The sequence below is a fragment of the Anoxybacillus amylolyticus genome (assembly GCF_001634285.1).
GTDB classification, from domain to species: domain Bacteria; phylum Bacillota; class Bacilli; order Bacillales; family Anoxybacillaceae; genus Anoxybacteroides; species Anoxybacteroides amylolyticum.
The window spans coordinates 542,743-556,829 of the sequence record NZ_CP015438.1 but is presented as its reverse complement, the minus strand read 5'-3'; the positions used below and the strand labels follow the sequence as shown (position 1 = coordinate 556,829).

Sequence of the window (14,087 nt, the reverse complement as noted above, 5' to 3'; positions counted from 1 at the left end):
TGGATTAGCTTGCGATCACCGCTGTCAATCGTTCGACTAGTTCATCAATTTTTTCATCTTTCATGCGATAGCTAACTGGATTGACAATGAGACGCGATGTGACGTTGGCAATCGTTTCAAACTCGACTAGGCCATTTTCTTTTAACGTCCGTCCGGTCGACACGATATCTACAATCCGATCCGCCAGCCCGATTAACGGTGCGAGTTCAATCGATCCGTTGAGCGGGATGATTTCCACTTGTTCTCCTTGCTCGCGAAAATAGCTGGAAGCGATGTTCGGGTATTTCGTCGCTACGCGCGGTGCAATATCGTTCAAACGGCTGTTTGGAAGACCCGCCACCGCCAAACGGCATTGGCTAATGTGCAAATCCAACAATTCATATACGTCACGCTCTTCTTCGAGCAATACGTCTTTTCCCGCAATCCCTAAATCCGCTACCCCATGTTCGACATAAGTGACGACATCCATCGGTTTTGCCAAAATAAAACGCATATCTTCTTCGGGAATGTCAATCATCAATTTGCGTGATTCCGCAAATTCAGGCGGAAGCGCATAACCTGCTTTGCGCAACAATTCGAGCGCTTCTTCAAAAATGCGTCCTTTCGGCATCGCAATCGTCAACATCGCCTTATTCCTCCTTTCCCGCTCGACCGAGCAAATAGGTGATCGCTCCATAGCGTTTGCTGTAAGCATCAATATCCCGAATGCCGGCGATATGTTGCAACACGACTTTTTTGCCATCGCGCCGCTTTTCATTCGCCAATTCAATCGCCTCGGCAAACCGTTCTTGGCTGAACACGATGCATTCGATCTCGCTTTCGACCGCTGCTTCTGGCAATGCTTCAATGAGGCGATCGAGGCGAATACCAAACCCAGTCGCCGGCGCTTTGCACGAAAATTTTTCAAGCAGCTCATCGTAACGTCCCCCGTTTCCAAGCGGAAAACCGACGCCGTCGGCATATACTTCAAACAAAATGCCAGTGTAATAGCTCATATGGCTGACGAGCGTCATATCCATTTTTACCGTATCCGCTACGCCAAACAATCGGAGGGCGTTCCATAGCTCCGCAAGTTCTTCGACCGCTTTTATCCCCGCCTCCGTCTGTACTAGTTCGCGGGCGCTCGCAAGCACTTTAGCATCCCCACGCAGTTCAAGTAGCTTTAATAGCCGTTGCTGATCGATCGATGAAAGCGGCAACGATTTGACATGGTTGCGGTAGCCGACGTAATTTTTTTCATATAAAAAGCGGCGCAACACGTTCGCCCGTTCTTCATTGCCTAAAATGTCGACGAACAGCGCATTGACGTAGCCGATATGCCCAACCGCCACTGCAAACCGCTCCAACCCTGTTTTTTCTAACGCGGCGATCATCAAGCGAATCACTTCGGCATCAGCGGTCACAGTGCCATCACCGATGCACTCAACGCCGATTTGTTCAAACTCTGCCGGACGGCCGCCTTCGCGTTGCTGGGCGCGGAACACGTTCGCATGGTACGCCAAGCGAAGCGGATTGCCATGCTGGTAAAGACGAGAAGCGGCTAAACGGGCGATTGGTGCTGTCATATCAGGGCGCAACACAAGCGTATGCCCTTGTTGATCCAAAAGTTTAAACAATTGATGGTCCGCGATCGCCGAAGCCGAACCGACCGTTTCGTAATATTCTAATGTCGGCGTTTCAATAAACTCGTATCCCCATTGTTCAATTTCGTTCGTCATCGCTTGACGGACACGTTTTTTGACTTTATATAAAAACGGCAATGTATCGCGCATGCCGAGCGGTTTTTCAAATGTAAATAACTTTGACATGTCCACACGTCCTTTTTAAAATACTTTAGTTTGCTAATATGGTAGAGAAGTGAAGTTACTTGTAGTTTACTCTTCCTTTTGACATACGTCAACTATAAAAAAGCGGAGGAGGATGTGAGTTCGAAGCTAGACATCGATTCAAGATTCTAATACTTTCTTACCTTAAAAAAATGCATTCTACCTATTGGTTAGAATGCATCTCTTGCTGGCGGATGACGCGCATCGGATTGCCGGCTACGAAAGCGCCGGCCGGTACGTCTTTATGAACGAGCGTGCCAGCGCCGACAACCGCACGGTCACCGATCGTCACGCCGGGCAAAATTGTTGTGTTAGCGCCGATCATCACTTCATCGCCGATGACGACCGGACCGAGTCGATATTCATTAATCAAATATTCGTGCGCTAAAATCGTCGTATTGTAGCCGATAATCGAATGGTTTCCGATTTTGATTTTTTCGGGAAACATAATATCCGGCATGACCATAAAAGCAAGCGCTGTTTTCTCGCCAATTTCCATACCTAGAAACGTACGGTATAGCCAATTTTTTAGTGACATAAACGGCGTATAGCGCCCGATTTGAATGACGATGACATTTTTAAACACTTTCCAAAAGGAAACCGTCCGATAAATTTGCCAAAGCGAATTCGCACCCGATACCGGATATTTCGTCGTTCGTCTCAAACTGATTCCACCCCTACAATGCGCAATAAATCGCTCATTTTTTCGAGCATAAAATCCGGCTCATACTTTTCTAAGTATTCCCGTCCTTTAATCGCCCATGCGACCCCAGCCGTTTTTGTTCCCGCTTGTTTCCCGGCTAAAATATCGTGATAATTATCGCCAACCATGAGCGCTTCTTCCGGTTTAGAATCGAGCAATTCAAGCGCCTTTAAAATCGGCTCTGGGTGCGGTTTAGCGTTTTTTACATCATCAAGCCCGACGACACAATGGAAAAACGGATCGAGTTTCGTCCGCTTTAATCCCATGATCGCCGTCGCATTAATTTTCGTCGTCACGACCCCTAAGCGAAAACCATTTCGGTGCAATGCCGCAATCGTTTCGTACACCGTTTCGTATTCCCTCACCAGCGCATCGTGCTGCGCATGATTAAAGGCGCGGTATGTCGCAATCATTTCTTGCACGTGCGCTTCATCGCGATCAAGCGAAACAAACGTATCATACAGCGGCGGACCGATAAACGGTAGCACATCTTCCCGCTTATATTTTCCCGGATAGTACGTTTCTAACGTATGTAAAAACGACTGAATAATGAGCTCGTTTGTGTCGATTAACGTGCCGTCTAAATCAAATAAAATCGTGCGAATATTCATCAAACAGCTTCCTTTCTTCTCGTTTGTACAATGCGATTCCAAGTGAAGCTAGCGGCAACCGTCAATATAATAGCCGTTGTGAGGCGAATGAGCAACAGCGGCCATACCGGAATGCCGAGCGGCACGAACAATAACGTGTCTTCGACAACAGCATGACAAGCGGAAAGAAAAAGGAACGCGAGCGTGACATCTTTTTTCGATACGCCGTCTTCTTTTACCGCTTGAATCATCACTCCTGCTCCATACGCCAGCCCGAATAAAAGCCCTGCCGCCAGCGTCATCGACGTATTTTCTTTCATCCCAAGCACTTTCGTGACCGGAGCCATCCAGCGAGAGAATACGTCAAGCCATTTCAAATCTTTTAGCACTTGAATGCCGACCATTAATGGAATGACGATCATCGCTAATTGAACGATACCAACAAACGCTTTTTGAACACCAGCGAGAATGACATCGCTCCAACTCGTGAGTTGTTCCCCTGAATTAGAAATAAAGCCGTACTGGGCGATGTCGTTTCCGCCTTGCCAAGCAAGATGAATGAAAAAAGCAGAGACGATCGCTAAGCTTACACGAACAGCTACCGCTAACACAACGTTGACTCCGACTTTCCCCGCAACAGTCACTTCGACAAGCAAGTTGTGTGAAAACGACAGCATGACAGCTAAAATCAACACTTCTTTCACCGTCAAATGAAGCGTCAAGATCGCACCGATTCCCGCATATAAATTTAAAAAATTCCCAAGTACAAGCGGAATCGCCGCATCGCCGGGCAAGCCGATCCATCCCATCAATGGCGCTACAAGTTTTATGAGCCATTGCAAAATTGGCGTATGCTGCAATAACGATACGATTAGCGTAACTGGGAAAATGATTTTACCAAGCGTCCACGTCGTTTTGACACCCACATCCAATCCTTTTTTGATCGTCTCCAACAACCTCGTTCTCTCCTTTTCTAGTCTAAATAACGCTCCTCCGCTAATCCTTTTGCTCTCCGGACAATCCAAATGCTTACGGCAAGCAAAATCAACGAAATCGACATCACTTGGGCAATGCGAAGATGGGCCGTCAACATTAAACTATCGGTGCGCATTCCTTCAATAAAGAAACGGCCGATCGAATACCAAATAAGGTAGCTTAAAAACAGCTCCCCGCGCCGCAAATTGACACGACGAAGCAAAAGAAGCAAGCAAAACCCTGTAATATTCCAAATCGATTCGTACAAAAACGTCGGATGATAATATTGCCCATCAATATACATTTGGTTAATAATAAAATCTGGCAAATGCAACCGTTCTAAAAACTCTCTCGTCACTGGTCCGCCGTGCGCTTCCTGATTCATAAAGTTTCCCCAGCGGCCGATCGCCTGTCCTAAAATAATGCTTGGTGCTGCAATATCTGCGAGCTTCCAAAACGATAGCCTGCGCCGTTTCGCAAACACAATGCCTGTCACGATCGCCCCGATAAGCCCACCGTGGATCGCTAGCCCTCCTTCCCAGATTTTCGGGATATCCCAAAGGTGCCGCGAATAATATTCCCATTCAAACAAGACATAATAGGCACGCGCGCATATAATCGCAATCGGCACTGCCAGCAACACAAGGTCAACAAACGTTTCTTTCGATAGCCCGCGCCGGACAGCTTCCCTTGTCGCAAGCCACAATCCTAACAATACGCCAGTACCGATAATAACCCCGTACCAATAAATCGTAATCGGACCAAGATGCAAAAATACGCGATCTAATGGCTGAATCGATGCCTCCAACAACTTCTCCCCCTTTATTCGTAATCGTGTTCCCCGTCTTCAATTGCATCTGTAAGCCGTGCAGAAAATTCTTCCGCAGCGTTAACCCCCATTCGCTTCAAGCGGAAATTCATCGCTGCCACTTCAATAATGACCGCCAAGTTGCGACCAGGGCGAACTGGAATCGTCAGTTTTGTCACGTTGGTATCAATAATTTTTACTTTTTCTTCTTCAAGCCCTAATCGGTCATATTGTTTGTTCGGATCCCAAAGCTCTAAATCAATGACTAACGAAATCCGTTTATGCGTCCGAACCGCTCCGGCGCCAAACAGCGTCATCATATTAATAATGCCAAGACCACGAATTTCTAGTAAATGCTCAATAAGTTCTGGTGCACTGCCGACGAGCACCCCTTCGTCTTCTTGTCGAATTTCCACACAGTCGTCCGCCACGAGCCGATGTCCGCGTTTCACTAATTCAAGCGCCGTTTCGCTTTTACCGACCCCACTTTTTCCGGTAATCAATACGCCAACCCCATATACATCGACTAATACACCGTGAACAGCTGTCGTCGGCGCGAGCTTGCTTTCTAAAAAGTTCGTCAACCGGCTCGAAAGGCGCGTCGTTTTCATCGTTGAACGCATCACTGGAACCGAATGCCGCTCTGATGCCTCGATTAGCTCCATCGGCACCTCTAACCCACGCGATACAATAATGCCGGGCGTAATGTCTGTACAAAGCTTTTCCATCCGAATTTTCTTTTCACGCGGATTTAATTTCTCAAAAAACGAAAGTTCCGTTTTCCCTAATAATTGAATCCGCTCCGCTGGATAATAGGCAAAATAACCGGCCATTTCAATGCCGGGACGGGACAAGTCGCTTGTCGTAATCGGACGGTGAATTCCCTCCGCCCCGCTAATCAGCTCTAATTGAAATTTTTCGATTAAATCTTTCGTCCGCACTTTTGGCACACAAACCCCTCCTTTGCTTTCTTCATTGTAACACTTTTCCGCGTACGTGTGAAAAAAGAAAACGTTCACGCCAAAGCGGAACGTTTTAATCATTGTTACTGATCGCATCAATAACCATATGGAAAAGGGAAATCGCTAAGGAAGCAAACAAAGCAGCGCCAAATCCGTCAATCGTAAACAAATCTCCCATCAACCATGACGTTAGCCAAAGGGTGATGGCGTTAATCACAAATAAAAATAACCCGAACGTTAAAACGGTTACCGGAAGCGTAAGCAAAATAAGGACAGGCTTCACTACAATATTTAATACCGACAGCAAAAAACTAGCGACTAGCGCAGCGCCGATACCTGATAAATGAATCGACTGAAAATAACCGGCAAGAGCCAATAACAGTACAGCATTGACGATAATATGCGCTATCCATCTCATGATTTCACCTCATTTGGAATGATGAAAATCGCCAATACGTATAAAAAAGCAAACGGCATCACCCCTGTTATTAGAAGAAGTGCGACAAAAAGGAGCCGAACGACCGTCGCATCCATTTGCACATATTGCGCAATGCCACTTAATACCCCTGCCAACACCCGGTCATGCAGCGGACGAACTAATGTTTTCATTGGTAATTTCCTCCTGTTTCCTGCAATACTTTAATCCCTTTTATAATATTCCAAACGGCAACAATGACATGCGCAAGCCCTCCACCTAACGCTCCGAGCAGCCACCAGCCGAAAAAGGCGTCGTTTTGACTCATGCCAAGGACGATGACCATTATAGCGCTAAAGACAAACAGCGCTACCGGAATGCAGTGCGACAAAAACGACGCTTTCGCATGTTGCTTGACGCGCGCCTGCTTTGTCACAAAATAGACGATGAGCGGAAATAAAAACGGAGCGAACAACACACTAAAATAACATAACGCTGCAATGAGTTTATTCCCTTCCATTCGTTCCATCCCCTTTCGTTGTTACTTATACATACGATACGCATAAGAAAAAGTTTCATCAAACATCAGAACGATTATAAACAAGAAGATGACTCCCTACCCGTGAAAGAGGGACTTGTTGGTCTAAAGAAAAGACGCCGAGCATTATCTGCTCGGCACTTCGTACAAAGCGTGCATTCGTTCGCGGTCGCGCGCTAAAATCGGCTGCAAATAACGACCAGTATGGGAACGTTCGACTTGTGCTACTTCTTCCGGCGTTCCAACCGCCACAATTTGCCCGCCTTGGTCTCCGCCTTCTGGTCCAAGGTCAATAATATAGTCGGCGGTCTTGATCACATCGAGATTATGCTCAATCACCAACACCGTATCGCCGTTATCGACAAGCCGCTGCAACACTTTTAACAAACGGGCGATGTCATCGACGTGCAGCCCGGTCGTTGGTTCATCCAAAATGTACAGCGTCCGACCGTTGGAGCGGCGGTGCAATTCGGAAGCGAGCTTCACCCGCTGCGCTTCGCCGCCGGATAAAGTCGTCGCCGGCTGGCCAAGTTGAATATACCCTAAGCCGACATCGTAAATCGTCTGTAATTTCCGCTTAATTTTCGGGATATTTTCAAAAAACGCAAGTGCATCTTCGACCGTCATCTCTAGCACTTCGGCGATATTTTTGTCTTTATATTTCACTTCGAGCGTTTCGCGGTTATATCGTTTGCCGTGGCATACTTCACATGGAACGTACACATCTGGCAAAAAGTGCATTTCGATTTTAATGATCCCATCGCCACGGCACGCTTCACAGCGCCCGCCTTTCACATTAAAACTGAATCTTCCTTTTTGATAGCCACGTACTTTCGCTTCATTCGTCGCCGCAAACACTTCACGAATGTCATCAAAGACGCCCGTGTACGTCGCTGGGTTTGAACGGGGTGTCCGTCCGATTGGCGACTGGTCGATATCGATAACTTTCTCTAAATGTTCGATGCCACGAATTTCTTTGTGCTCTCCCGGTTTGGCTTTGGCACGCTGCAATTTTTGCGCGAGCGCTTTATGCAAAATTTCGTTCACAAGCGTACTTTTCCCTGAGCCGGACACACCCGTTACCGCAATAAACGTCCCGAGCGGAATTTTCACGGACACGTTTTTTAAATTGTTTTCTTTAGCACCAATAATTTCAAGCCAACGTCCATCTGGCTGGCGACGCTCCGTAGGCAATGGAATAAATTTCTTTCCTGATAAATATTGTCCAGTGAGTGAGTTCGGGTCGTTCATGACTTCTTGCGGTGTTCCGGCAGCAACAACTTGCCCACCGTGAATGCCAGCACCTGGTCCAATATCAATCAAATAATCTGCTGCGAGCATCGTATCTTCGTCATGTTCAACGACGATGAGCGTATTGCCAATGTCACGCATGCTTTTTAGCGTCGCAATTAATCGGTCATTATCGCGCTGATGCAGTCCAATCGACGGCTCGTCCAAAATATACAATACTCCTGTCAAGCGCGAACCGATTTGCGTCGCTAAGCGAATGCGCTGCGCTTCCCCACCGGAAAGCGTGCCAGCTGAACGGTTTAACGTCAAATAGTCGAGACCGACGTTTTGCAAAAAGCCAAGCCGTTCGATAATTTCACGCAAAATCATATGGGCGATTTTTTGTTCTTTTTCACTCAGCTTGAGCGTTCGGAAAAACTCGAGCGCTTCGGTGACAGAAAACGCCGTCACTTCTCCAATATGTTTGCCGCCGATGAATACGGCTAAGCTTTCTTTCTTCAGCCGGTTGCCTTTACATGTCGGACATGATTGTTCTGCCATATATTTTTCCATTTGTTCGCGAACATAATCGGAACTCGTTTCACGATAGCGACGTTCAATGTTAGGAATGACGCCTTCAAATTCGATGTAGTTTTCGCGAACTTGGCCAAAATCATTTTCATAGCGAAAATAAATTTTTTCGCCGTTGCTGCCATATAGCAAGCGATCGAGCTGCTCTTTCGGCAGTTCTTTTACCGGCATGTCCATATCGATATCGTAATGGCGGCATACCGCTTCTAATAGTTGCGGATAATATTGCGAGCTTTGCGGCTCCCACGGCGCAATCGCGTGCTCACGGAGCGTCAACTCCTCGTTTGGAATGACTAAATCGCGGTCGACTTCTAATTTCGCCCCTAAGCCATCGCATTCTGGGCAAGCACCGTATGGGCTGTTGAACGAAAAAAGGCGCGGCTCTAAATCGCCGATGGAAAAGCCACAATGCGGACATGCGTGGTGTTCGCTAAATAGCAGCTCTTCTTCCCCGATGACGTCGATAATCACTTTTCCATCGGCTAATTTTAACGCCGTCTCAAGCGAATCGGCTAGGCGCGAAGCAATGCCTTCTTTTACAACAAGGCGATCGACGACAATTTCTATAGAATGTTTTTTATTTTTTTCTAGAAGAATGTCATCCGTTAGTTCCCGCATTTCCCCGTCGATGCGTACACGTACGTATCCTTGTTTTTTCATGTCTTCAAGCGTTTTCGCATGCGTCCCTTTCCGCCCAGAAACAACCGGTGCTAATACTTGGATTTTTGTTCGCTCTGGATATGATAAAATGCGGTCCACCATTTGTTCAATCGTTTGCGACGTAATCTCAATGCCATGCGTCGGACAAACAGGTCTGCCGATGCGGGCAAACAAAAGGCGCAAATAATCGTAAATTTCTGTCACCGTCCCGACTGTTGAACGCGGGTTACGGCTCGTCGTTTTTTGGTCAATCGAAATGGCAGGGGACAACCCTTCAATCGCGTCGACATCCGGTTTATCCATTTGTCCTAAAAATTGGCGAGCATACGCCGAAAGCGACTCGACATAGCGACGCTGCCCTTCGGCGTAAATCGTATCAAACGCAAGCGACGATTTCCCCGAGCCGGATAAGCCCGTCAGCACGACAAGCTGATCGCGCGGAATTTCGACGTCAATGTTTTTTAAATTGTGCGCCCGCGCCCCTTTAATAATGATTTTATCTAGTGCCATCGTTCTCACCTTTCCGCTTTTAGTTCAAACAGTAAGTCACGCAGTTCCGCAGCGCGTTCGAAATCCAACGCTTTCGCCGCTTCTTTCATTTCTTTTTCTATATTGGCAATAAGTTTTTCTCGTTCTTTTTTCGTTAGCTTTTGCGCTTGTTTTGCTTCATATGGTTCTTGCTGCTCCGCAGCATATGTCGCCCGAATCAAATCACGAACTTCTTTTTTAATCGTTTGTGGAACGATGCCATGTTCGCGGTTGTACGCTTCTTGTATCGCTCGGCGCCGCTTCGTTTCGTTCATCGCGATTTCCATCGATTTGGTGATCGTATCCGCGTACATAATCACATGCCCGTTCGCGTTGCGCGCCGCGCGGCCAATTGTTTGGATAAGCGAACGCTCTGAACGCAAAAATCCTTCTTTATCAGCATCTAAAATTGCCACAAGCGATACTTCTGGAATATCTAGCCCTTCGCGTAATAAGTTAATGCCGACGAGCACGTCGTATTTCCCTAATCGCAAGTCGCGAATAATTTCAATCCGTTCTAATGTTTTAATTTCCGAATGCAAGTATGCGACTTTTATGCCAATGTCTTTTAAATAGTCGGTCAAATCTTCTGCCATTTTTTTCGTCAATGTCGTCACGAGCGTCCGTTCATTCCGCTGGATGCGTTCGTGAATTTCGCTGACTAAATCGTCAATTTGCCCACCAATTGGACGGACATCAATCGTCGGGTCAAGAAGACCCGTCGGACGGATAATTTGCTCGACGACTTCCGGACAGTGTTCTAGTTCGTACGGTCCTGGGGTTGCGGATACGTAAATGGCTTGATTGATTTTTTGTTCAAACTCATCAAACGTCAACGGTCGGTTATCGAGTGCGGATGGTAGGCGGAAGCCATGGTCAACAAGCACTTGTTTCCGCGCTTTATCTCCGTTATACATCCCACGAATTTGCGGCACCGTCACGTGCGATTCATCAATGACGATAAGAAAATCGTCTGGGAAGTAGTCAAGCAGCGTATACGGCGTCGAACCAGGCGGACGGAGCGTTAAGTGGCGGGAGTAGTTCTCAATCCCGGAACAAAAGCCCATTTCCCGCATCATTTCTAAATCATAGCGCGTCCGCTGTTCCAACCGCTGCGCTTCTAATAGTTTGCCTTGCGCTCTCAACTCCTCGAGCCGCTCTTGTAGTTCCTGTTCAATGTTTTCAATGGCGAGCTTGAGTTTTTCTTCGCGCGTGACGAAGTGCGAAGCTGGGAAAATTGCTACATGTTCCCGCTCACCAATCACTTCGCCTGTCAGTGCATCGACTTCACGAATCCGGTCAATTTCATCACCGAAAAATTCGATGCGAATGCAATGCTCATCGCGTGACACTGGAAAAATTTCGACGACGTCGCCGCGCACACGAAACGTTCCGCGCTGAAAATCAATGTCGTTGCGTGCATATTGCACATCGACAAGGCGGCGCAATAATTCATTCCGTTCGATTTCCATGCCGACGCGAAGCGAAACGACCAATTCTCGGTATTCTTCCGGCGATCCTAAGCCATAGATGCATGATACGCTCGCGACAATAATGACATCGCGCCGTTCAAATAGCGCCGATGTCGCTGAGTGCCTAAGTTTATCAATTTCATCGTTAATGCTTGCATCTTTTTCGATGTACGTATCCGTCTGCGGTACATACGCTTCCGGCTGATAATAATCGTAGTAGCTCACGAAATATTCGACCGCGTTGTTCGGAAAAAATTCTTTCAATTCGCTATATAATTGCCCTGCGAGCGTTTTATTATGTGCGATCACAAGCGTCGGTTTATTCACTCGTTGAATGACGTTGGAAATCGTAAATGTTTTTCCCGTTCCAGTTGCTCCTAATAACGTTTGGTGCTTGACTCCACGCTGAATCCCTTCGACAAGTTTTTCAATCGCTTGCGGCTGATCGCCGCGCGGCTCATAGGCAGACACTAACTCAAACCGATCGTTCACTGCACCAATCCTCCTATGCGCATTTATCCTATGTTTCATTGTATCATATCCAACAGTAAGATGCACAAAAATACGAACTGACATTCGTTTTTCCTCAAAAAAAAAGTGCCTCCCCCACCGGAAAGCACGTCACTTTTTTATATTTCGCACCATTTTCTCTGCCACTAAAAACCCTGCCATTGTCGAGGCGATGTCTGCAAAAATTTCATACCACTCGTTCGTATACCCCTTAATGTAAGAAGCGACTAACAACGCGGCAGTCAACAACGTCCCGACATAATGGTTGTACGTCACGCGCGTAAATAACAACACTAATAAAAACGGTACAATTAAGGCAATGATAAACCACATATAAAAAACTCCTTCTCTACACCGCTTCCGATGTCCATTTTTCCCGATCTCGTACAAACAATAACCCAAGCTCATGGTGTTCGTCTTCGTATAGCGCCCCTTGAACAAAGCGAATTTCTCCGTTTTCGTCCAACACTTCTAGCTTGCAATAGGCACGGTTAGGCTGGAGCGCTTCGTAAAACTCTTCTTCTGTGTTCACTGGTGTTCCGTTCACCTTGACAATGATTTCGCCGATTTTTAACGCCATTTTTTCCGCCTTTGACCCAGGAAGAATACCTAAAATGACGAGCCCGTGCGCCCGGTGCGCAAAATGCGGCGGTTGCGCTCGGTCTTGTGTATGTTGCCAAAACGCAAGCCACTCCCGTCCAAATAATGCAACAGCCGCCGCAACAATCGCAAGCACCCCGTACCAATAGCTAGCAAGCGCTAACACGCCAACGATAAGTCCAAGTAAACAGACGCGCTTCCCTGTCAGCCAAATCGAAAGCTGCGGCTGCATCCCTTGGACGCGCTGCGAAAACCCAAGCAAAAACGGCACAAATAGAAGCGAATAAGCACCATCTCCAGCAGGGAGCAACGGCCACCATGAGAAAGGCGCAAGCACTCCATTTGGCACTGGCAACAATACCGGCACAAGCCAAAGCCGCTCTGCCCAATGCTCCCCGACGACTAATCCGCGCTTTCCTTTCGTTAGTTGCGGCGACGTCCCTTCCGCACCGTTTCGCAAAATAAGCCACGATTCCGCTAGTAAAAGAAGGGCTAATAGGAGCGCCATTGACGCCACGTTCATTTCTTTTAGCTCTGGAAAATAAGCAGCAAAAAACGGCTTTGTTTTTTCGTATTTTGTTAATACCGCTATAGCTATCATCGTCCCCCCCACCGTATACGCAGGGGACAATAGCCTTAGTTGTAACGTCAACCCGAGCAAGGCTGTCACGTAAAAAAGCAGCAACACCCCGTCTGTCGGAATGACGATTCCTACAATTACGATGATAAGCGAAAGCAAAAGCCCGATGCCAAGCCCGCTCCGCCAAAAAAACTTACTTTCATGCAACCAATCATAGACGCGAATATGGAAAGACCGGCGCTCTCGCTTCACCCGACGCCATCCGACAAACGCCACAAGCAATATGCCGTAATACAAAAACGGCTGTGCTAATCCTCGTCCAATACTAGCAATCAATTCCATGCCCCATACCGACGCCATTTTCCCACCTCCGATGGCAAACGTCTCTTATCTATTTATTCTAGCAAATCCGCCAACTCCCTGCATATATTTTTCGTATATTGGCGTATTTCCACTTTCTTTGCCGAATGACCACTAGTTTTGTCAAACAGAAAGGAAATAGGCACTCGATGGAAAAATGATATACAGAAAGAAACGAAAAGGAGGAACGACTGATGGAAATCAAAACGAGCAATGTCGCAAAACGGCTCGGGGTATCGCCGAAAACGGTGCAGCGTTGGGTGAAAAAGTACAATATTCCGTGCCAAAAAAATGAGGCTGGTCATTACGTCTTTGATGCAGAAACGATTACGTTGCTTGAACAAATCAAATTTGAACACGGTGCCGCGCTCGAAGAAATGGAGTTGGAAGACGAACACGCGTTATGCCCAGACACGTTTTTCTCCACCTACATTCAACCGCACCTAGACAAATTCACCGCCCGCCTGCACCGCGTCGAACGGCAGCTAGAACAAAAAGCGGACGAAGTCGTCTCATTTCAGCTGTTGCAGCACCGCAAAGAAATTGAAGAACTTCATGCGTATATCCGTCAACTCGAACAACGCCTTGCCTTGTTAGAAGAACAAACTAAACAAGCCGACGACGCGCCGAAGCTACCGAAGCGGCGAGGCGTCAGCCGAATTATGGGGATGTTTGTATAACCGAACTTCGCTGCCTCGTCATGAAAATGGTGAGCAAACGATTTTTCAAAAAAAGAAAG

At 47.2% G+C, this 14,087-nt stretch carries 15 protein-coding genes; 1 reads left to right on the top strand and 14 read right to left on the bottom strand.

Going from position 1 to position 14,087, the window contains the following annotated elements; genetic code table 11:
- Positions 1-4 precede the first annotated feature (4 nt).
- The 14 genes from hisG to GFC30_RS02680 form a co-directional block, all read right to left on the bottom strand.
- Positions 5-625: an ATP phosphoribosyltransferase gene (gene hisG, locus GFC30_RS02745; RefSeq protein WP_066322800.1), complete on the bottom strand. Its 621-nt coding sequence runs from the start codon at positions 623-625 to the stop codon at positions 5-7.
- Positions 626-629: 4 nt separating this feature from the next.
- Positions 630-1,808 (bottom strand): ATP phosphoribosyltransferase regulatory subunit, encoded by a 1,179-nt coding sequence (locus GFC30_RS02740; protein WP_066322799.1) that lies wholly within the window; start codon positions 1,806-1,808, stop codon positions 630-632.
- Positions 1,809-1,989: 181 nt separating this feature from the next.
- On the bottom strand, positions 1,990-2,490 hold the full coding sequence (locus GFC30_RS02735; protein WP_066322798.1) for an acyltransferase: 501 nt from the start codon (positions 2,488-2,490) through the stop codon (positions 1,990-1,992).
- Positions 2,487-3,140: a pyrophosphatase PpaX gene (gene ppaX / locus GFC30_RS02730; RefSeq protein ID WP_066322797.1), complete on the bottom strand. Its 654-nt coding sequence runs from the start codon at positions 3,138-3,140 to the stop codon at positions 2,487-2,489. Before ppaX ends, GFC30_RS02735 begins: the two co-directional genes overlap by 4 nt.
- Entirely contained in the window at positions 3,140-4,075 is a 936-nt protein-coding gene (locus GFC30_RS02725) for a nucleoside recognition domain-containing protein (RefSeq protein ID WP_066322796.1), read from the bottom strand. Before GFC30_RS02725 ends, ppaX begins: the two co-directional genes overlap by 1 nt.
- Positions 4,076-4,092: 17 nt before the next feature.
- The gene (lgt, locus tag GFC30_RS02720; RefSeq protein WP_066322795.1) at positions 4,093-4,902 is read right to left on the bottom strand and encodes a prolipoprotein diacylglyceryl transferase; all 810 of its coding nucleotides are present in this window, start codon (positions 4,900-4,902) and stop codon (positions 4,093-4,095) included.
- Between the two features lie 14 nt (positions 4,903-4,916).
- Positions 4,917-5,852: an HPr(Ser) kinase/phosphatase gene (hprK, locus tag GFC30_RS02715; RefSeq protein ID WP_066327058.1), complete on the bottom strand. Its 936-nt coding sequence runs from the start codon at positions 5,850-5,852 to the stop codon at positions 4,917-4,919.
- 85 nt (positions 5,853-5,937) lie between these two features.
- Positions 5,938-6,282, bottom strand: coding sequence for a phage holin family protein (locus GFC30_RS02710; protein WP_084256167.1), 345 nt, complete (start codon positions 6,280-6,282; stop codon positions 5,938-5,940).
- Positions 6,279-6,473 carry a PspC domain-containing protein gene (locus GFC30_RS02705; RefSeq protein ID WP_066322793.1) on the bottom strand — a complete coding sequence of 65 codons (195 nt, stop codon included), beginning with the start codon at positions 6,471-6,473 and terminating at the stop codon, positions 6,279-6,281. The genes GFC30_RS02710 and GFC30_RS02705 overlap by 4 nt, the downstream gene beginning before the upstream one ends.
- Complete coding sequence (locus tag GFC30_RS02700; protein ID WP_066322792.1) at positions 6,470-6,799, bottom strand: magnetosome magnetite crystal formation protein family; 330 nt, start codon at positions 6,797-6,799, stop codon at positions 6,470-6,472. The genes GFC30_RS02705 and GFC30_RS02700 overlap by 4 nt, the downstream gene beginning before the upstream one ends.
- A 144-nt stretch (positions 6,800-6,943) precedes the next feature.
- Positions 6,944-9,808 carry an excinuclease ABC subunit UvrA gene (gene uvrA, locus GFC30_RS02695; protein ID WP_066322791.1) on the bottom strand — a complete coding sequence of 955 codons (2,865 nt, stop codon included), beginning with the start codon at positions 9,806-9,808 and terminating at the stop codon, positions 6,944-6,946.
- 5 nt (positions 9,809-9,813) lie between these two features.
- Positions 9,814-11,829, bottom strand: a complete 2,016-nt coding sequence (uvrB, locus tag GFC30_RS02690; protein WP_409978509.1) for an excinuclease ABC subunit UvrB — start codon at positions 11,827-11,829, stop codon at positions 9,814-9,816.
- A gap of 90 nt (positions 11,830-11,919) precedes the next feature.
- Complete coding sequence (locus GFC30_RS02685) at positions 11,920-12,141, bottom strand: CsbA family protein (RefSeq protein WP_066322789.1); 222 nt, start codon at positions 12,139-12,141, stop codon at positions 11,920-11,922.
- Between the two features lie 16 nt (positions 12,142-12,157).
- Positions 12,158-13,348, bottom strand: a complete 1,191-nt coding sequence (locus GFC30_RS02680) for a PDZ domain-containing protein (protein ID WP_066322788.1) — start codon at positions 13,346-13,348, stop codon at positions 12,158-12,160.
- Positions 13,349-13,542: 194 nt separating this feature from the next.
- Here GFC30_RS02680 and GFC30_RS02675 point away from each other — a divergent pair, with 194 nt between their 5' ends.
- Positions 13,543-14,028, top strand: a complete 486-nt coding sequence (locus GFC30_RS02675) for a MerR family transcriptional regulator (RefSeq protein WP_066322787.1) — start codon at positions 13,543-13,545, stop codon at positions 14,026-14,028.
- The last annotated feature ends 59 nt before the right edge of the window (positions 14,029-14,087 follow it).